The organism is Paenibacillus sp. MZ03-122A (assembly GCF_024213325.1).
Taxonomy (GTDB): Bacteria; Bacillota; Bacilli; order Paenibacillales; family Paenibacillaceae; genus Paenibacillus; species Paenibacillus polymyxa_B.
On record NZ_JANAVI010000003.1, the window covers coordinates 409,906 to 430,612 of the forward strand.

Here is a 20,707-nt window from a genome sequence, read left to right on the forward strand (position 1 = left end):
AATCATGTACTAAGCTGTTATAGTAAAAAACATGCCCTGTTACATACACAAAAATGTGGTAAACTCAAAAAAAATAACTAAATCTTTGACGCGAGCGATATAACAGGTGTATAATAATCCTATAACAGCGGAACTTGATATTCAAATTTTTTTGTTGAGGTGAAGAAAATGAGCAAGGTTCCTTATGAAGTTTACACAGAGGAAGTTGAGGCGCTGTCCGTACTTTCTCCGGATGGTGAAATTATCAATAAAGATATGTTGCCTAAACTTACAGATGATCAATTGAAAGAAATTATGTATCGAATGGTATTTACACGTACTTGGGATGACCGTGCCGTTAACTTAGGTCGTCAAGGACGTCTCGGTTTCTACGCTCCGGTATCCGGACAAGAAGCAACCATGATTGGTAGCGAATATGCGCTCCAAAAAGAAGACTTTATTGCTCCAGGCTACCGCGATATTCCGCAAATCGTTTGGCATGGCCTGCCATTATACCAAGCTTTCTTGTATTCCCGTGGTCATCAACACGGCGGCCAAGTGCCGGACGGTGTTAATGTACTGATGCCGCAAATCATCATTGGCGCGCAAATTTTGCATGCTATGGGTATTGCTATGGGTTACAAACTGAAAAAGCAAAAACAAGTCGCCATTACATATACAGGTGACGGCGGTTCTTCCGAAGGTGATTTCTACGAAGGCCTGAACTATGCTGGTGTATACAAGTTGCCAGTTATTTTCTTTGTGCAAAACAATGGTTACGCGATCACGACTCCATTTTCAAAACAAACGGCTGCTCTTTCGATCGCTCATAAAGCAGTAGCTGCTGGTATTAAAGGCGTGAAAATTGATGGCATGGACGTGCTTGCAGTTATTAAAGCCGTTCAAGAAGCTGCAGAGCGTGGACGTAATGGTGAAGGTGCTACTTTGATTGAAGCCGTAACGTACCGTTTCCGTCCGCATTCCCTTTCTGATGATGCAACAAAATATCGTTCTAAAGAAGAAGAAGGCGAATGGAATGCGAAAGATCCAATTGCCCGCTTTGCTAAATACCTTGAGAAAAAAGGCCTTTGGACTGAAGAAGATACAGCTCGCGTAAAAGAAGAAGCTAAGGCAAAAGTGAACGAAGAGATCAAAAAAGCCGAGAAAACAGAGAAAATGACAATTTCTGGCCTGATCGATAGCATGTTCGAAACAACGCCTAAGCACTTGGAAGAACAAAAAGCTGATTTTAAATAATTGAACTTGAAAGAGACCGGGCGGTAACCCGATCCGGTCTGCTTTTCGATTGACCTGAACTGAAATTGATCTGTCAATGTTTAAGGAGGAAATGAAGCAAATGGCACAAATGAACATGAAAGAAGCGATTCGTGACGCACTGCGCGTAGAGTTGAAACGCGACCCTAACGTCCTGCTTTTCGGTGAAGACGTAGGTCATGTAGGTGGCGTATTCCGCGCTACAGAAGGTCTGCAAAAAGAATTTGGCGAAGAACGTGTATTCGATACTCCGCTGGCGGAATCCGCAATCGGGGGTCTTGCTGTGGGTCTGGGTATCCAAGGCTTCCGCCCTGTAGCTGAAATCCAGTTCGTAGGCTTTATCTTTGAAGCACTCGATCAAATGGCAATTCAAGCATCCCGTATGCGCTACCGTTCCGGTGGACGTTACAATTCTCCAATCGTATTCCGTACACCTTTTGGTGGCGGTGTTAAGGCAGCCGAGCTGCATACAGATTCCTTGGAAGGTCTTCTGGCTCAAACACCTGGTATCAAGGTTGTTGTTCCTTCCAACCCTTACGATGCAAAAGGTCTTATGATCGCGTCTATTCGCGATAATGATCCAGTATTTTTCATGGAGCATTTGAACTTGTATCATGCATTCCGCGCTGAAGTTCCTGAGAATGATTACACAGTTGAACTGGGCAAAGCTAACGTAGTTCGTGAAGGTTCCGATGTGACGATCATTACTTACGGTATGATGGTGCACACTTCGGTTAAAGCTGCTGATGAGCTGGAAAAAACAAAAGGTATCAAAGTGGAAATCATTGATTTGCGTACCATTAGCCCGATTGACATTGATACCGTTGTTGCTTCTATTCAAAAAACCAACCGTGCTATCGTGGTTCAAGAAGCGCAAAAGAGCTCCGGTGTAGCTGCTGAAGTTATTGCACAAATTAACGAAAAAGCAATCCTGCATCTGGAAGCACCTGTTCTGCGTGTAGCAGGCCCGGATACCGTTTATCCTTTTGCTCAAATTGAAGATACTTGGTTGCCAACGCCAACACGTATCATTGATGCGGTTAATAAAGTATTGGAATTTTAATTAAAGCACACCGTAAATTTGGGAGGTTTTAAACGTGGCTAAATTTGAATATAAATTCCCGGAGCTAGGTGAAGGTCTTCACGAAGGCGAAATCATCAAGATGCACATCAAGCCCGGCGACAAAGTAACAGATGAAGATATCATCATGGAAGTACAAAACGATAAGGCTGTAGTTGAAGTTCCTTGTCCGGTTAATGGTACAGTACAAGAAGTATTTGCCAAAGACGGTGACATCTTTAACGTAGGTCAAGTCGTAGCTGTAATTGATGCAGAAGGTGAACTTCCTGAACAAGAAGAAGCACCAGAAGCACCAGCTGCTAGCCCTGAGCCAAGTGCTGCTGCACAAAGCGGAGCCGCAGGTACAGCTAGATTTGAATATAAATTCCCAGAGCTGGGTGAAGGTCTTCACGAAGGCGAAATCATCAAGATGCACATCAAGGCCGGCGACAAAGTAACAGATGAAGATATCATCATGGAAGTACAAAACGATAAGGCTGTAGTTGAAGTTCCTTGTCCGGTCAATGGCACAGTACAAGAGGTATTTGCCAAAGACGGCGACATCTTTAACGTAGGTCAAGTCGTAGCTGTAATCGCTGCAGAGGGTGAACTTCCTGAACAAGAAGAAGCACCAGCTGCTGCTAAACAAGAACAGGATGCTGCACAAGGCGGAGCTAACACTAAACCAGCTGCAACTCCTGCTGCTTCTAACAAAGATGTACTAGCTACACCTAGCGTCCGCAAATTTGCTCGTGAGCAAGGTGTAAACATCGCTCAAGTGAGTGGCTCCGGCAAAAATGGAAAAATCACCAAAGAAGATGTAGAAGCTTTCAAAAATGGTGGAGGCCAAGCGGCTGCACCAGTAACGAAAGAAGCTGCAAAAGCACAAGAGCCTGCTAAGAAAGAAGCGAAAGCTGCGGCAGCATCCGCACCAGCAGCAGATCCACGTGCTGAGGAAGAGCGCGTACCATTTAAAGGTATCCGCAAGGCTATTTCCAATGCTATGGTTAAATCGGCTTATACGGCTCCGCACGTTACGATTATGGATGAAGTAGATGTAACTGAACTGGTTGCTTTCCGTACTCGTATCAAACCAATTGCTGAGAAGAAAGGCACAAAAGTAACATACCTGCCATTCATCGTAAAAGCTTTGGTTGCTGCTTCCCGTCAATTCCCGGCTCTGAATGCCACAATCGACGAAGAAGCAAACGAAATTGTCTACAAAAAATACTACAACATCGGTATCGCTACAGATACAGACAACGGCTTGATCGTTCCTGTTATCAAAGATGCTGATCGTAAGAGTATCTGGATGATTGCTGATTCCATTCGTGATCTGGCTGTGCGCGGTCGTGATGGAAAATTGGCTGCGAACGAAATGAGAGGAAGTACAATTTCCATCACTAACATCGGTTCTGCAGGCGGTATGTTCTTTACTCCAATCATTAACTTCCCTGAAGTTGCGATTTTGGGTACTGGCCGCATCAGTGAAAAAGCAGTCGTGAAAAACGGTGAAATTGTAGCCGCTCCAGTAATGGCTCTTTCCTTGAGCTTTGACCACCGTATTATTGACGGTGCAACTGCTCAAAACTTCATGAACTATATCAAACAGCTGCTCGCTAACCCTGAGTTGCTTGTTATGGAGGTGTAATCAATGGTAGTAGGAGACGCTTCTCTGGATATTGACACATTGGTTATCGGTGCGGGTCCTGGCGGCTATGTAGCTGCCATCCGTGCCGCACAATTGGGACAAAGCGTATTGATCGTTGACAAATCTGAGCTGGGCGGTGTCTGTCTGAACCGTGGATGTATTCCATCCAAAGCTTTGATCTCTGCAGCTCATCAATACGAAGCAGCTAAACATGGCGAGTCCTTCGGTATTACGGCTGAAAATGTAAAAGTAGACTTTGCTAAAACACAAGAATTCAAAAACGGTGTTGTTAAAAAAATGACAGGCGGCGTAAGCGGCTTGCTCAAAGGCAACAAAGTTGAAGTCTTCAATGGCGAGTGCATGTTCATCAACGAAAACGAAGCGCGTGTATTCAACGAACATGAATCACCACGTTACCGTTTTAAAAATGCAATTATCGCAACAGGTTCCCGTCCAATCGAACTGAAACCATTCCCATTTGGCGGACGCATTCTGTCTTCTACAGAAGCATTGAACCTGCCTGAAATTCCAAAAAGCCTGATCGTAATCGGTGGTGGATACATTGGTGCAGAGCTTGGACAAATGTACTCCAAATTCGGTTCCAAAGTAACGATCATTGAAGGTATGGATACAGTGCTTCCTGGTTTCGACAAAGATATGACTTCGATCGTTGCGAAAAGCATGAAGAAAACTGGCATCGAAATCTTCACTGGCGCTAAAGCGGAAAGTGCAGAGCAAACAGATAAAGACGTAACGGTGAAATTCTCCGTTAACGGCGAAAGTAAAGAAGTAACTGCTGATTATCTGCTTGTAACTGTTGGACGTCGTCCAAACACAGACGGTGAACTGGGTCTGGATCTGATCGGCGTAGAACTGGATGAGCGCGGAATGGTGAAAGTTGATCACCAAGGACGTACTAGCATTCCTCACATCTTTGCAATCGGCGATATCGTAGCTGGTCTTGCTCTGGCACACAAAGCTTCTTACGAAGGTAAAGTGGCTGCTGAAGCAATCGCAGGCGAGCCGTCTGTAGTAGATTACAAATGTATGCCAGCTGTCGTTTTCACAGATCCAGAATGCTCCAGCGTAGGCTACACAGAGACAGAAGCCAAAGAAAAAGGCTACAATGTCAAAGTTGGCAAGTTCTCTTATGGAGCAAACGGTCGTGCGGTTTCCCTGAACGCTGCTGAAGGTTTTGTGAAAATCGTAGCTGACGCTGACACAGGTCTGGTACTGGGTACGCAAATCGTAGGTCTGGAAGCTTCCAACCTTATTGCTGAGCTGGGTCTGGCGATTGAAATGGGTGCTACACTCGAAGATATCTCCTTGACTATTCATGCTCACCCTACATTGGGCGAAATCGTTATGGAAGCAGCGGAAGTCGTGCTGGGTCATCCAATCCATGCATTGGCACCACGTCGCTAATACCATTTTTCATTATCTCGTTTTTGGTTTTCATACATGACAAAGAGAGGCAAGGAGCGCTATATCTGCGCTCTTTGTCTCTTTTTTTTCAAACTTTAGGATTTTCAGGACTACTATGAAAATTCACACAGTACATGGTCAACGAAGCACCGTACATGATAAACTAAATATAGATATTGGTGCAGAAAAAGAATTTTAAAGATTAGAATCTGGCGATGCCAGGTTTTTATTCATGCTCAAAGGAGAGGAATAACGTGCGCAACTATTTGGAACTGCTGGAGGATATTTTAGAGAATGGAGTAAAAAAAGAGGATCGTACAGGAACGGGTACACTATCTGTTTTCGGAAGACAACTCCGTTTTGATCTGGCCAAGGGCTTCCCCTTGGTGACCACCAAAAGAGTTCATTTGAAATCCGTTATTCATGAGCTGTTATGGTTTTTGCGGGGAGATACCAACATTTCTTATCTCAAGGAGAACGGAGTTACCATTTGGGATGAGTGGGCGGACGAGCAGGGGAATCTGGGGCCTGTATATGGATCGCAATGGCGCTCGTGGGAAACAACAGACGGGCAACATATTGATCAAATTGCGAATGTCATAGAGGCTATTAAAAACAATCCTGACTCACGTCGACACATCGTCAGTGCTTGGAATGTGGCAGAAATCGAATCCATGAAGTTGCCGCCATGTCACTTTGTATTTCAGTTCTATGTAGCTGGAGGAAAGCTTTCCTGTATGCTAACAATGCGTTCTGTGGATACCTTTCTAGGGCTGCCGTTCAATATCGCGAGTTATGCATTGCTTACGCATATGGTTGCACAGCAGTGTGGTTTGGAGCCCGGCGAATTTATTTGGTCAGGTGGCGATGTGCATATTTATTCAAATCATATGCAACAAGTGCATACACAGCTGGAACGTGATCCTTATCCGTTGCCTCAGTTAAAAATTCTGCGCAAACCGGATTCGATTTTTGATTATACCTATGACGATTTTGCTTTTGAAAATTACGAGTATCATCCAGGGATTAAGGCGCCTGTCGCCATCTGATTAGAGGAGGTGGAAAAATGGGCATTTCAATGATATGGGCTATGGCACAAAATGGTGTGATTGGCCGGGATAACAAACTTCCCTGGCGCCTCCCTAGAGACATGGCCTTTTTCAAAGAGCAGACGATTAATAAAACGGTACTCATGGGGCGCAAGACGTGGGAATCCTTTGGAGGAAAAAGCCTGCCAAACCGACGTAACGTCGTCTTAACTCGAGATCAGTGTTATCAGACGGAAGGTGCGGAAGTGATTCATTCACTGGAAGAAGGGCTCCAATTAGCAAAGCAGGAGGAGCTAATGGTCATTGGAGGAGCAGAAATTTATGCACTGTTTTGGCCACATGCCGATCGGCTGATTGTGACTCGGATTGAGGAGACTTTTGAAGGCGATACAACGTTCCCCGAGCTGGATTGGAACGGTTGGAATATAGTTAATGAGACTCCGGGTGTCAAGGATGACAGAAATCCATATGAGTACCGTTTTGTTGTTTACGAGAAAACGGAATAAGAATAGACTGTAGCCGACCCCACTCATTTGAAAAATTAATAAACCATATAAAAAATCCTTTTGGTGTTGATGCAAAAAGTTGCATAAGTTTTCATTACTTTTACGCTGTATTGTGATACAATAAATCAAATTCAACGAGAACAGACCCTTTCATAATACAACAGACAAATTCGAATTTGACTTAAATTCTGAATGGATGATCGGGGTTCATAAGCGAAGAGATGGGGGAACGTAACATGTCTACACCAACTGGATTTATGGAATACACACGACAGCTTCCTACAGACCGGGACCCGGCAGAGCGTATAAAGGATTGGGAAGAATTCCATAAGCATATGTCTGAAGAAGAGCTGCGTACCCAAGGGGCGCGTTGTATGGACTGCGGAACCCCTTATTGTCATACGGGGATGGATATCATGGGAGCAACTTTAGGCTGCCCGGTTCATAATCTCATTCCGGAATGGAACAATCTCGTATATCGTGGTTTGTGGAAGGAAGCGCTAGAGCGGCTGCACAAAACGAATAACTTCCCGGAATTTACAGGTCGTGTCTGTCCTGCGCCATGTGAAGGTTCGTGTACAGTCGGCCTGATCGGACAGTCTGTTACAATTAAAACCATTGAGGAAGCTATTATCGAAAAGGGTTTTGAGGAAGGCTGGGTTGTCCCTAATCCGCCAGAAAAGCGTACAGGCAAACGAGTGGCTGTTGTCGGTTCGGGTCCGGCAGGTTTGGCTGCGGCTGCACAGCTTAACAAAGCAGGGCACAGCGTGACTGTGTATGAGCGTGCAGATCGTGTGGGTGGATTATTGATGTATGGCATACCGTCCATGAAATTGGATAAGAAGGTTGTTCAGCGGCGTGTGGATTTGCTGGAGGCTGAAGGTATTCAATTCATCACAAATACGGAAATCGGCAAAGATATCCCTACCGATCAGTTGATTGCTGAATATGATGCTGTTGTCCTATGCGGTGGTTCTACTAAGCCAAGAGAATTCAACATTGAAGGTAGCGATTTGAAGGGTGTTCATTATGCGATGGATTATCTGAATGGTACCATCAAAAGTTACTTGGACTCCAATCTGGAAGATGGCAACTATTTGTCTTCCCAAGGTAAGGACGTTATTGTAATCGGTGGCGGTGATACGGGTTCGGACTGTGTAGCTACTTCTTTGCGTCATGGATGTCGGAGTGTCACTCAATTTGGCACACACACCAAAGCGCCTATGGAGCGTGACCCGATTGCCAATCCTTGGCCGCAATTTCCAAACGTGTATTCTCTCGATTATGCACAGGAAGAAGCTAAGGCGTTGTTCGGAGAAGATCCACGTGAGTTCTCCATCATGACGACCAAATTTGTAGGTGATGAGAACGGTAATCTGAAAGAGCTGCACACCATTCAAATTCAACGGATTGTTGATGAAACAGGGCGCAAAATCTATCAACCGATTCCAGGTACGGAGCGCGTATTCCCTGCACAAATTGCTCTTATTGCCATTGGATTTGATGGTCCTGAGCAAACGATTGTAGAGCAAATTGGTTTGGAGACGGACCGTCGTTCCAACGTTAAAGCACGTTATGGAAAATATGTTACTAATGTGGATAAGGTTTTTGCTGCAGGTGATATGCGTCGCGGACAAAGTCTTGTCGTGTGGGCTATTAATGAAGGTCGAGAAGCTGCACGAGAAGTTGATAAATACCTCATGGGCGCTACCGTTTTGGTGTAATTATAAATTTCATGTTACGGATCAGTCAAAGCTCCATCTTCGGATGGGGCTTTATTGTATTTCAAGCTGAGTCTGCCAGAAGCGAAAAATGAATAAATGATTATTGAGCTGTGAAACATTGTGAAATATATGTTATATAATATAACTTAAATTCAATCGTATCACCATATATTTCTTATCTAAATTGATCATAACATAAAAATGGGTGTTTAGTGTAGATTTTTTTATAGAAAAAAGGATTATTCCACAAGAAAATTAGATAAAAGCTGATTTTTATGTTATATAAATTAACATATACATAACTTTCGTTGACTGTATAAAATCATGACCTGAGAGAACCATGGTATCTATGGTATAATACACGTATATTGTTGAAGCGCTTGACTAAATGAATTTACAAAGGAGCTTTCGTCAGGAGAAGGCTCCTTTTGCATGAGGCCGGGATACCTGTGTTTTCATTAACATTCCATGTATATGTATGATTCATGGAGGAGAAACAGAAGGCCGTCAGGAAGGAATGGAGTATGAATGAAGACGTTGATTATTGCTGAGAAACCAGATATGGGACGGACGATTGCCGCCGTTATGGAGCCGCGGGCGAAAAATAACCGTACCTATTTGGAAGGGGAGAAATACATTGTAACCTGGGCGATCGGACATTTGCTGGGTTTGGCTGAGCCGGATGCATACGATGCTAAGTACAAACGATGGAATATTAAGGATCTTCCTATTATCCCTGAGCAGTTCAAAATTGTACCGAATCCGAAAACAAAGGATCAGCTGAAAATAATTGGTGAACTGGCTAAACGCTGCAACGCCATCGTAAATGCTTGTGATGCTGGACGGGAAGGGCAATATATTTTTGCGTTGATTCAACAGCAATTGAAGTTGCATCAGCCAGTTAAGCGACTGTGGATTTCAGATTTGACAGCGGAGAGTATTGCGACAGGCTTTGAACGATTGCGAGATGCTTCAGAGTTTGAATTTCTGACTCAAGCTGCAAGGGCACGAAGTGAAGCGGATTGGCTGATCGGAATGAATGCTTCCAGAGCGTTCACAACACGACATAATACACTACTGTCAGTAGGGCGGGTGCAGACTCCCGTGCTGGCATTGATTCATGACCGGGAAAAGGAAATTGAGGCATTTCAGTCTCAAACCTTCTATGATGTGTGGGCTGAATTCAAGCAAGATCAGATCAAGTACAAAGGTGCGTGGCAGGGGGATCGGCTGACGAAGCCGGAGGAAGCTGAGGCGATCGCTGCAACCGTTCGCGGAAAAACGGGTAAAATCACCAAATATGACACAAAGCAGACAAAAGAGTATCCTTTTAAATTGTACGATTTAACGTTGCTTCAACGCGAGGCGAATGCCAAGTACGGTTATTCGGCCAAAAAAACACTAGATGTGGCACAAGCGCTTTATGAGCGTCACAAGGTCATTTCTTATCCGCGTACCAATTCTAACTATGTGACAGAGCAAAATATAGACGGCATGCACAAGGCGCTACGGATGCTGGGGACAGGTCCTTATGCTGATCTGGTACAACAAGCCAACCCCAACTTGGTCCATAAACAGAATAAATCGGTCTGCAATCCATCTCGTGTTGAAGATCACCATGCTATTCTGCCAACGTTAAAAAGACCAGGTACGCTAAGCAAGGAGGAGCAAAATGTATATGACCTGGTTATTCGCAGGTTTTTGTCACATTTTTTTCCGCCTGCTGAATATAAAATGCATACCGTAATGACGCAGGTGGACAAGCATCTGTTTAAAACAAATATCAAAGAGCTTCTTTTCTTGGGATGGAAAGTGGTTTTAAGTAAGGTTGACCAGGATAAAGGTAAAAAGAGCAAATCATCGAAAAAAGAGGATGAAGAGGAAACGGACGAGTGGACGGACAAGAAGTTTGAGATTGATGCGGGACGTCCGGTGGAGTGTGTTCGCGCTGAGATGAAAGAAAAGGCGACTCAGCCCCCCAAAAGCTACACGGAGGGTACATTGCTTAAGGCGATGGAAAGCGCAGGCAAACAGATGGAGAATGAGGAATTACGTGAGGTCATGAAGGATGCCGGCTTAGGCACACCTGCCACACGGGCTGCCACAATTGAACGATTGAAAAAGGTTGGCTATATTGAAATGAAGGGCAAAAAGATTCTTATTACGGAAAAGGGAAAGATGGCTATTGATCTGATCCGTCATGCCGGGGTTGATCTATTAGCCTCACCGGAGATGACAGGTCAATGGGAACGTCGTCTACATCAAATTTCCAAGGGTGAGGCGGCTCAGGAGAAATTTATGGATAACGTTAAAAGATTTACGTTGTCCATCATTGACAAGGTGAGGCAGCAGCCACCAGCTCCGGCAGATGCCTTTGGCGAGGAAGCAAGGGGGAAGCGTGCGGCTGGAAAAGAAGGCGCACGTAGCGCACGTGCGAGTGGACGCACCGTCGCCAAGGGGGTGGGGCGTGCTACATCAGGACGCGGTGGTAACGCTGGAAGCGCAACGCTGGAGCAAGCACCACCACCAGCAAGTCGTGCTGCGGGAACAGCAGGTTCCGTTGCACGCAGCTCTTCCGACGGACCCTCAGGCATTTCAGTGAGCCAAAGGCAAGCTTTGGGTAGCTGCCCATGCTCTAATTGTGGCGGAAGCATTATTGAAGGGCGTAAAGGGTATGGGTGCAGCCACTACAAGCAGGGCTGTGGTTTTGTCGTCTGGAAGGAATATGCTGGCAAGCAGATTACCGAAACGATGCTCAAGTCTCTGTTGACAAAGGGACAGACGCAATTGTTGTCTTTTAAGCGTAAAGATGGATCGACCGTCAAAGCGCGAATTATTCTGAATGAACCAGGTACAGGACGACTTAGCGTTCGAGAGGAATCCTGAGACAGGGTTTAGACCACTATTTTGGCTGGATCAAAGGTTGAATAACAATTTAAATACAAAAAAGGGACCCTATCCGAGGGTCCTTTTTTGTTGATGTAATTGTATGCTTTCGTGGATAACCCGTGGTACTTCCGTCAGCTTCTGTATCGTATACATCACGGAGTTCACGTTTTTTTGCAATTCAACCATATTGTAAATCCATTCCTTAGGCTGCTTGAGATAGACAGCATGAATACCTGCGGCAAGGGCTGGAGATACATCAGTGCGCAGAGAATTCCCGATCATCCAGGTGATGCTTCGGTCCAAGCGATTCATCTGGATGATTTCTTCCAGTGCTTCAACATTTTTATGCTGACGAATGTAGATGCGGTCATCAAAGTAGGTAGCCAGTTTCATTTGTTCAATCTTTCTTTCTTGAATGATCTGCTCACCACCAGTATAAAGATGAAGGGAATGCCCTGCTTTTTGGAGGGAGTTCAGCGTTTCGACCATGCCTGGATACGGTTCGATTTCCTGTTCGTATACACTTCGGCCAAGAGAGCGAAGCTCCTGCTCTTCCCGTGAATCGAGACGGCGTCCGAATTGTTCCGAGAAAAATTGGTACGTATCTATCAGAGATTGTGGGAAATGCTCGCTGGCAAAGCCCACCTGATGAACTCCAGCCACATCAATTTCGATTTGTTTTTCACGAATCATGTTTTTCGTTAGGTTATGAGTTGCAAACCATTCCTGAAGCAAATCGAAAAAGTGGTTGAGGATAAGGTCAAAATACTTGTTGCAGTGGACTAAGGTGTCATCAAGATCAAATAAAATGTGCTGCTTCGGATACGACATGATGCATACTCCTTCCAAGCCAAAGCTTTAACGTTGCTTCGGTTATAACTAAAAGTACAATTCAAATTACAATCCAATATAGGATTCCAAAAATACCTGTAAATCAGCCGCGCCATCGGGACGGATGCTGAATTTTTCCTTATGATAACGTCCGATGTGAATACGGAGCAGACCAGCCACTCGTAAAATCATCATATCAGACATGAGTGTATCTTCCAAACGGCTCAAATCGTGGCGCATGTCTTCGAGAGACTTAGGACCTTGAGCTACATAACGTAGAATTCGCAGTCGCTGCGGATCATTGACCGCACGAGTTAGCCGTAGCAGAAGCGTAGGCGGTTCTTCCTCGCTCTCCTCGGGGATATCTACCGGATACTGGATCAGAAGTGTGCGGGTATAAAAACAGTATGAATTAATCGGGCGATTATGGACAACCGGAAATAGGACTACTGTATCCAGGTCTTCCACGTGTGGCACGACTAGTCCAGCTGTCGCATATTCAACCAATGCTTCCGGTTCCATCTTACTCAGCAGCATGCGTTTTTCCGCAGCGTCTTCTTCTGCCAACACACGTAGTTCGCCTTCCAAGGCCCGAAAATAATCACGATCCCACAATCTGAGGAGTGGTGCGTATACCTTGCGAATGCGTAAAGATTCTTCAAAGGTTAAAAAAGGGATATGCGGAACGAGCAACTCAAACATATCTTTATCCGGACCGTGGTCCAAATAAGAGATATAATCAGATATTTCATCCGATTCCGGTCGAAGTAACGCCCAGGCATAGAGTGCGTCATAATCGCTAAAAGGGCAATCCTGAGCTGTAGCAAGCTCAGTACGAACTTCATGTTGTAGTCGTGCATCTACCTTGTCGATCCATTCATGGCCCAAGTCCATATCTTGGACCCACTTTTTAGTCACATAGGCCATGAAGCTGCCGAGCAATTCATAAATTGGAGAAGTGTCTATTTTAATTTGATAACTCATGGAACTAATGCCTCCTATTCTGTCTTCTAGCCCAGAGCGGTGAACGTAATTAAGCCCGTCCATAAGCAAAACATGAGCATTTTAATAATTGCTCACTTATTTATTATGGCTTGTTCTGCCAGGGATTGTCCACTATAATATGAAATAGTGCGTTGTGACGTGAATGGGTTCGGATTGAACATACGAGGCTCCTTAACCGAAGGAGTCGGATACATACCAGACAAGCTCTTTCCGTAAAATCGTCATCTCAGATGGCGATTTTTTTCTTCTCTTTAATACACTAATTACACCTGAATTTGTATATGTGATTTGCCGGTTTTGCAGGACGGCATGAAATACATAGTGATAAGAATTATTATTGATTATGGAATCAAATGCAAATCATTTCTTAACATTGATTTTAATTATTTTATTTGTTCGATCAGGAGGAGCTAGGATGTCGTCGTCGTTACGGGTTCATTATTTTATTTTAATTGCTGTTATTATTGTTGCCGGATTATGCCAAGGTTTATTATTACCTATTCTGTCTATCTCGTTGGAACAAATGGGAGTTTCATCTTCACTAAACGGAATGAATGCGGCTGCCCTGTATATTGGTTCATTCGCAATGACGTTGGTGGCAGAACGGACATTGGGGTGGTTAGGGTTCAAAAAGCTGATGGCCGGAGGGCTTGTGCTAGTGCTCGTTACGCTGCTGCTATTCCCGCTAATCCCTGATATTCGGGTATGGTTCATACTGCGTCTGCTAGTAGGTATTGGTGACAGTGCATTGCACTACTCTGCGCAGCTATGGATATTGCTGGTGACTCCAGCAGAGAAGCGAGGCCGCAACATTTCCTTTTATGGTATGTCATACGGTCTGGGTTTTGCATTAGGACCATTGGGATTATGGCTACTCGATTATGGAATGCTGGTTCCATTCGCTGCGTTGGCCTTATTATGTTTGCTTGTTTTGTTATTGGTGTTAATAAAGCTGCCGGACTCCAGACCGGAGAAGCTGGAGTCCGAGGCGCGTCCCACTCAAAGATTTCGTCGCAGCTACAGCTGGGCATGGTACGCTCTTTTACCTGCATTTCTATACGGCTATATGGAAGCGAGCCTGAACAGTAACTTTCCAGTCTATGGCCTGCGTATTGGCTTTCATACCGATGAAATCGCCGCCTTGCTGCCGTTCGTCAGTTTGGGAGGGTTAGTGCTGCAGCTACCGCTAGGGATATTGAGTGACCGTTGGGGACGTAAAAAGGTGCTAATGAGCGTAGGTATAGCAGGGGGAATGACCTTTATGTTGCTACCTTGGAGCGGCAATCATTTTATGTTCACTTTGATATTGCTGACCCTAGCAGGTGGTTTAGTAGGCTCCTTTTTCTCCCTCGGTTTGGCCTACGCCGCTGATCTGTTGCCCAAATCATTTTTAGCAGCCGCGAATGTACTGGCATCCTTTCATTTTAATCTGGGAAGTGTGATCGGACCTAATATTAGCGGAGGGTTGCTGGACTTTGGAACTCAAGGCAGTATGTTTCTTGTCCTTGGAGGTAGTTACGTTGTTTTCGGATTGTTAGGTTTGTTTTCCAGAAAAAGAGTAACGGCGGTTTAAAACTGCGGTTTGCATGGTATTTGTTTCACATTTACTATAAAATATAAACAGTATTGATGGCGCGCAAAGGGGAATCACTTAGATGATTAAAATTCGGAAGCTGACCAAGCAAGTGGGGCCTGAACGGACCCAGCTACTTCGAGGAATTGATGCTGAAATTCATCAGGGCGAATTTATTGCCATAGTGGGGCCAAGTGGAAGCGGCAAAACAACGTTGCTTCGCTGTCTTGCTTTACAAGAGCCATGGGATGAAGGCAGTTTAATTGTAGGTGGCAATGATGTGCTGAAATCCGGGTGGACGGGCAAGAAGAAAATAAAGCGGGAATGGGCATACCTGGAGCAAAACCCGCATCTAAATATGAATCGAACCGCTCTTAAAAATGTGCTCATTGGCAGATCCGTTCAAACTCCGATGTGGAGAATGGTGACGGGGATGGTGCGTTCCGACGATTATATGGGAGCGATGGACGTACTGGAGGATCTGGGTCTGCTGGATAAGGCGCATGATAAATGTGACAAGCTCAGCGGTGGCGAGCGGCAGCGGGTAGCGACTGCGCGTGCTCTCGTGCACGGAGCTAAAGTTATTTTAGCTGATGAGCCTGTAAATGGACTTGATCCAACTTCGGCAGCGCATGTATTGGAGACCTTTCGCAAGCTGTGTTCTGACGAGCGGGTGACGATCATGACTGTATTGCCGCTGGAAATGGCTGAACGCTTTGCTTCCCGTATATGGGGGTTGAATGATGGTGAATTGGTGTTTGATATTCAGGGAAGACGATTGACACAAGCAGAAAAGAACAAATTGTGAAGGGGACGGCAAGAGAAGTGAATATAATGCTGTTGAGAATGGTGGCTGGCTGCTGTTCCTTGCTGCTCCTTGCTGGATTTTTAAGCGGCTGTAATGTTATTAGCGATCCCATTTCGCTGATGGAGACACCGACGATGTCTGACGAGAAACAGCAGTTGAATGGTGCAGTGAATACGCAACTAGGGGCGGTACAGCCTTTAAGGCCGAATGACCCAGATGACCCGACGCCAATTCGGACGGGTGATCTGAACAATGATGGCACAGACGAAGCAGTGCTCTTTTATGAAACGCCAGATGAGAGCGTAAAAATACATGGTGCCTTGTTTGAAGATCAGGGCGGAACTTGGGTAAAGAAGCTGACGTTTGATGGGGAAGGCACTGTGCTGGAGTCATTTAAGCTCGTGGATTTAACGAATGATGGAACACTCGATATTGTAGCGGGTTTTTCCAGCGGAGATAGTGGCGATGGCGGGGATCAGAAGGGACTCATCGTGTATTCCTATACCGGAGGAACGCTGGAGAAAATATATGCTACAGGTTATACAGACTTCGTCGTAGATGATTTTAACCATAACAAGATGGACTTGAACGGGGATAATTTGAATGATTTGACGATTATTACGCTGCGACGTAATGAATTCTTTACTGTTAAAACGTTTCAATTCAGTGGGGGAACCTTTAAGGAAATCGGATCGTTGGATTTGGACAGTCAGGTCTTAGGTGTCTATAATGTCGTTGCTGGCAAGGTAGCCGAGGGTAGGCAGGGGATTATTATAGACACCAAAATTGCCCAGACCACTACCGTGTCCAATGTTATTGTGATGGATCACGGCAAGCTCAGGAAGCTTAATCTTATGGATGTCACCTTCAAGGATGCGACCATCGCCAGTGGTGATGTGGATGGTGACGGCATTCTGGAATTTGGTAATTTGGAGAAGCCTAAAGGTTGGAGTAACAAGCCGCTGGATGAGGTTCCATATTTTGTGTCGTTCTATCAGTGGGACGGGGCGAAAGGAACGATTTTTAAGCAGCAGCAGTATCGTGATTCTAATGAACAGGTCTACTTCAGATTACCGAAAGAGCTGCATGGCAAGGTGACTATTGATCCGAAAGTTTCGAAGAAGGACAGCTATTTGCGCTTCATTTTGGATGATACAGACAAAACGATAGCGGAAATTAAATTTTTCTCGTTGTCACAATGGGAGCGAAACAACGAAGGTTATAGCCAACTGTGGAGAACGAATGCGCAGGTCATTGGCATTAAGCGATCCAGTGAGCTGGAACCGCGTAAAACCATTAAAAACAAGATGGGGGAAAGGCAGGTAGAGTAGAGTGAGTAAAGTTTTAATCATGGAAGACGAGGAATCCATTCGCAGCTTTATCGTCATTAACTTGAAGCGTAACGGTTTTGAGGTGTTGGAGGCGTCGGAAGGGCATGAGGCTCTGAATATTTTGAACACGGTGCGGGATATTGATATTGCACTGCTCGACGTAATGGTACCCGGTATGGATGGTTTTGAGGTCTGTCGGAGAATCCGGGAAACGAATGAGCGCATCGGCATTATTTTTCTCACAGCGAAAGTACAGGAGCAGGATAAGGTGTATGCCTTGTCTGTAGGGGCCGATGATCATGTGAGCAAGCCTTTTAGCCCGACGGAGCTGATTGCACGTATTCAATCGTTATTGCGTCGGGTGAATGTACATCGTGAAACAGCAGCCAAAGTATCCTTCCAATCCGGACCGTTCACGCTAGATTTGATTGCTAAGCAATTTAAGAAGAGCGGGCAGCTGATCGAGTTGACACCGACTGAGTTTTCCCTGATTCAATTTTTTCTCGAAAAAGAAAACACGCCGCTCAGCCGAGATGTTCTACTTGACCACGTATGGGGCAAGGAATATATGGGCGATCCGAAAATTGTGGATGTGAACATCCGACGTCTGCGGCAGAAAATTGAAAACAATCCATCCGAGCCAGCTTTTTTACAAACAGTCTGGGGACATGGATATAAATGGAAAGGTCAGTCTCAATGATCAAAAAGGGGATTCGCCGACAGATTGTGCTTCACTATTTTTTCGTAGTGTTCTTGGCGCTTCTGTTAGTAGAAGTCATTTTTATGTTTGCACTCCGGTCGTACTATTATGACTCCATTTACAAACATATCGAAAGCCGTATCGAATCGGTAAGTGAATTTGCACCCAAATTCAAAGAGCCGGAACAGTCTTTGCAATCGTATTTGTTAAATACATTTTCTCTACCCTTCACTGAACTGCAATTGCTCGATGAACAGGGAAATGTAATTGATAACTCGACGAATTTTGCAGCAGATCTAAGTGTGCAAACAAGTGATGTTACACAAGCATTAGCTGGAGATACAGGCAAATGGATCGGAAAGCAACCGAGTACGGGGCAGCAGGTGATGGCGGTATCTCAAAAACTTGACAATATCGTCGGAGACCAGGTGTATGTTATTCGGTATACGACTTCGCTGGAATTGGTAAATGATAAGCTGTTTACGATTACGCTGTTTTCTCTTGGCATCATGGCAGCTGTACTGGTTATTGTATTTGTAGTCAGCACAGGGCTCGCGAATTCTATTGTTAGACCGATTAATAATATCCGCGATGTATCTGCTCAGATGGCTCAGGGGAGGTTTGATGCACGCATTGAAGGCGATTATCGTTATGAGTTGGGTGAACTGGCTTCGACTCTGAACTATATGGCACAGGAAATTGTCAGAACAAATCAAATCAAGGATGATTTTATTTCATCCATATCTCATGAATTGCGTACTCCACTTACATCTATTAAGGGTTGGAGTGAAACGTTAAATTCTGGCGGATATGACCCGGAAGAGACGAAAATCGGGATGAAGATTATTTCTAAGGAGACCGATCGGCTGATTGGCTTGGTAGAGGAAATTCTCGATTTTTCCAAGCTGGAGCAAAATGCCATGAAGCTTGTGATGGGAACGGTGGATCTACGGGAGCTTTTACAGGAAATTATGCTGAACGTATGGGCCAAAGCAGAAATGAAGCAGATAAAACTTCAGCTGGATTCGGAGGAAACGGCATATCTCGTCCATGGAGACGGTAACCGTCTAAAACAGGTGTTTTTGAACATTGTGGATAATGCTATCAAGTTTTCGCATGAAAGTTCGATTATTTTTCTGTCTCTACAACGGATGGATGGCAATATCGAGATATCCGTACAAGATACAGGGATTGGAATTAGTGCTGAAAACCTTGCCAGAGTCAGAGATCGCTTTTTCCAGGTAGACCACCAAAACGGTGGTACTGGACTGGGATTGGCCATCTCGCAACAGTTTATCGAGCGCCATCATGGTCAGATGCTCATCAGAAGTGAACTGGGGGCTGGAACTACCATTACGGTTTCATTACCTGCTCTGCAAGCAGAGCAATCCGTGGAACCATCACAACTTACTGAAGGACAGATTTAAAGCCTACTTATAGGTGTAATTAGAAAAACAGCCAGTCCTCTCAAATCGGGAGGGCTGGCTGTTTTTAATTTGGGGTAACGTTATGAAGTAAAACCTTCGGCACGTAAGCGTGTATTGCGCTCGTAAGCTTCTTTCAGCATACGTGTAGTTTGCGGTCGTACCGCCATTTTACCAAATACCGTTTCATTGGGTCCGATGACCATAATTTCGCCCGGTTTACCTTTAATGACAGCACCATCGCGAATCACAGCACCTTCACCAATAATCGCATGTTCAATATGGACGTTACGTCCAATGCGTGTGTCAGGCATAACGATACTTTCTTTAATGGCTGAACCTTTACCTACCTCGACACCACTAAATACAACGGAGCGTTCTATTCGACCCTCTACTTGGCAGGAATCATGCAACAAGCTGCCCAATGGTTGTGTTTGACGGTTAGGTACCTTTTGTGCGCTCAACCTTGTGCGGCGTTCACGTGTATACATCGGCCAGTCCTTGCGTTGAAGGTCGATCGCACAATCTTCGTGTAACAAATCCATGTGTGAATCCCATAGGCTTTTAACGGTACCTACGTCCTTCCAGTAGCCCTGGAATTCATAAACGTACAAGGATTCTTGGTCCGCCAACATTTTAGGTATGATATCTTTACCAAAATCATGACTGGATTGAGCATCCTGTGCGTCTTCTAATAGGTAATTTCTCAAGTAATCCCATTTGAAAAGGTAAATCCCCATGGAGGCCAAATTACTTTCCGGTTTCTCCGGCTTCTCTGCAAATTCTGTGACACGCAGATCTTCATCGGCACTCATAACACCAAAACGGTGTGCTTCATCCCAAGGTACCTCCATGACAGAAATGGTAGCCGCAGCTCCTTTTTCCTTATGGTAGTTCAGCATTTCACGATAATTCATATAGTAGATATGATCACCGGATAAAATAAGCACATGCTCCGGATTTTGGCTGTCAATATATTCGATATTCTTATGAATAGCATCTGCCGTTCCTAAGTATTCAGCGTTACCTGTGTTATAAGATGGAAGCAGGGTAATTCCCTTGTAATCTGTTTTTGTAAGACCCCATGGTGTTCCATCCCCGATATGTTCGTGCAAGGATTCTGCCTCATATTGCGTCAAGACACCTACAGTATCAATGTCCGAATTTACGCAGTTACTGAGAGGAAAATCGATGATCCGGTAATGACCGCCAAAAGGTACGGCGGGTTTTGCAATCGTTGAAGTAAGGGGAGCAAGACGGCGTCCCTCTCCGCCTGCCAGCAGCATGGCAATGCATTCTTTATTAAACATTTCGTTTCCCTCCCGGTTTAGTTGTCAGTGTAGTACATACATAAACGGTATGGGGTACTCTTGAAACCATAAGGTATATAAGATTCCCCCAAAACTAAGGTTTATTTTTTTCCTAGTCATTTTTCTGTTCAATGTGGCTAGAATGGGGTAATAACTCAAGTCAGCTT

The 20,707-nt window shown here is 44.9% G+C and carries 16 protein-coding genes; 13 read left to right on the forward strand and 3 right to left on the reverse strand.

Translation table 11 applies throughout. The features are described from left to right. Positions 1-168 precede the first annotated feature (168 nt). The 8 genes from pdhA to NLX74_RS09155 all read left to right on the forward strand — a co-directional run bounded on the left by pdhA (position 169) and on the right by NLX74_RS09155 (position 11,555). Positions 169-1,236 carry a pyruvate dehydrogenase (acetyl-transferring) E1 component subunit alpha gene (gene pdhA / locus NLX74_RS09115; RefSeq protein ID WP_254328497.1) on the forward strand — a complete coding sequence of 356 codons (1,068 nt, stop codon included), beginning with the start codon at positions 169-171 and terminating at the stop codon, positions 1,234-1,236. A gap of 100 nt (positions 1,237-1,336) precedes the next feature. Continuing rightward, on the forward strand, positions 1,337-2,317 hold the full coding sequence (locus tag NLX74_RS09120; protein WP_039271308.1) for an alpha-ketoacid dehydrogenase subunit beta: 981 nt from the start codon (positions 1,337-1,339) through the stop codon (positions 2,315-2,317). A 34-nt stretch (positions 2,318-2,351) separates the two neighbouring features. Next, complete coding sequence (locus tag NLX74_RS09130) at positions 2,352-3,965, forward strand: 2-oxo acid dehydrogenase subunit E2 (RefSeq protein ID WP_367997026.1); 1,614 nt, start codon at positions 2,352-2,354, stop codon at positions 3,963-3,965. Positions 3,966-3,968: 3 nt separating this feature from the next. After that, entirely contained in the window at positions 3,969-5,390 is a 1,422-nt protein-coding gene (gene lpdA / locus NLX74_RS09135; RefSeq protein ID WP_061831492.1) for a dihydrolipoyl dehydrogenase, read from the forward strand. A gap of 254 nt (positions 5,391-5,644) precedes the next feature. Next, complete coding sequence (thyA, locus tag NLX74_RS09140) at positions 5,645-6,439, forward strand: thymidylate synthase (protein WP_013310507.1); 795 nt, start codon at positions 5,645-5,647, stop codon at positions 6,437-6,439. A gap of 17 nt (positions 6,440-6,456) precedes the next feature. Continuing rightward, positions 6,457-6,945 carry a dihydrofolate reductase gene (locus NLX74_RS09145; RefSeq protein ID WP_254328498.1) on the forward strand — a complete coding sequence of 163 codons (489 nt, stop codon included), beginning with the start codon at positions 6,457-6,459 and terminating at the stop codon, positions 6,943-6,945. Positions 6,946-7,181: 236 nt separating this feature from the next. Next, positions 7,182-8,669, forward strand: coding sequence for a glutamate synthase subunit beta (locus NLX74_RS09150; protein ID WP_061831490.1), 1,488 nt, complete (start codon positions 7,182-7,184; stop codon positions 8,667-8,669). Positions 8,670-9,197: 528 nt separating this feature from the next. Continuing rightward, positions 9,198-11,555: a type IA DNA topoisomerase gene (locus NLX74_RS09155; protein WP_254328499.1), complete on the forward strand. Its 2,358-nt coding sequence runs from the start codon at positions 9,198-9,200 to the stop codon at positions 11,553-11,555. 69 nt (positions 11,556-11,624) lie between these two features. Here the strand turns inward: NLX74_RS09155 and NLX74_RS09160 are convergent, their stop codons facing one another. Continuing rightward, on the reverse strand, positions 11,625-12,389 hold the full coding sequence (locus tag NLX74_RS09160; protein WP_254328500.1) for an HAD family hydrolase: 765 nt from the start codon (positions 12,387-12,389) through the stop codon (positions 11,625-11,627). Between the two features lie 66 nt (positions 12,390-12,455). Then, entirely contained in the window at positions 12,456-13,373 is a 918-nt protein-coding gene (locus NLX74_RS09165; protein ID WP_061828235.1) for a hypothetical protein, read from the reverse strand. Positions 13,374-13,809: 436 nt separating this feature from the next. Between NLX74_RS09165 and NLX74_RS09170 the strand changes: the two genes are divergently transcribed. The 5 genes from NLX74_RS09170 (at position 13,810) to NLX74_RS09190 (ending at position 19,233) form a co-directional block, all read left to right on the forward strand. Next, a complete protein-coding gene (locus NLX74_RS09170) occupies positions 13,810-14,967 on the forward strand; it encodes an MFS transporter (RefSeq protein WP_254328501.1) in 1,158 nt (385 codons plus the stop codon). An 82-nt stretch (positions 14,968-15,049) separates the two neighbouring features. Continuing rightward, complete coding sequence (locus NLX74_RS09175; RefSeq protein WP_235309689.1) at positions 15,050-15,775, forward strand: phosphonate ABC transporter ATP-binding protein; 726 nt, start codon at positions 15,050-15,052, stop codon at positions 15,773-15,775. Next, positions 15,772-17,106 carry a hypothetical protein gene (locus tag NLX74_RS09180; protein ID WP_322160862.1) on the forward strand — a complete coding sequence of 445 codons (1,335 nt, stop codon included), beginning with the start codon at positions 15,772-15,774 and terminating at the stop codon, positions 17,104-17,106. Before NLX74_RS09175 ends, NLX74_RS09180 begins: the two co-directional genes overlap by 4 nt. A gap of 1 nt (position 17,107) precedes the next feature. Further along, positions 17,108-17,806 (forward strand): response regulator transcription factor, encoded by a 699-nt coding sequence (locus NLX74_RS09185; RefSeq protein ID WP_023988960.1) that lies wholly within the window; start codon positions 17,108-17,110, stop codon positions 17,804-17,806. Further along, positions 17,803-19,233, forward strand: a complete 1,431-nt coding sequence (locus NLX74_RS09190; RefSeq protein WP_061828239.1) for a sensor histidine kinase — start codon at positions 17,803-17,805, stop codon at positions 19,231-19,233. Before NLX74_RS09185 ends, NLX74_RS09190 begins: the two co-directional genes overlap by 4 nt. 80 nt (positions 19,234-19,313) lie before the next feature. On the opposite strand, the gene NLX74_RS09195 is transcribed toward NLX74_RS09190, so the two are convergent. Beyond that, the gene (locus NLX74_RS09195; RefSeq protein ID WP_254328502.1) at positions 19,314-20,540 is read right to left on the reverse strand and encodes a glucose-1-phosphate adenylyltransferase; all 1,227 of its coding nucleotides are present in this window, start codon (positions 20,538-20,540) and stop codon (positions 19,314-19,316) included. Positions 20,541-20,707: the final 167 nt, after the last annotated feature.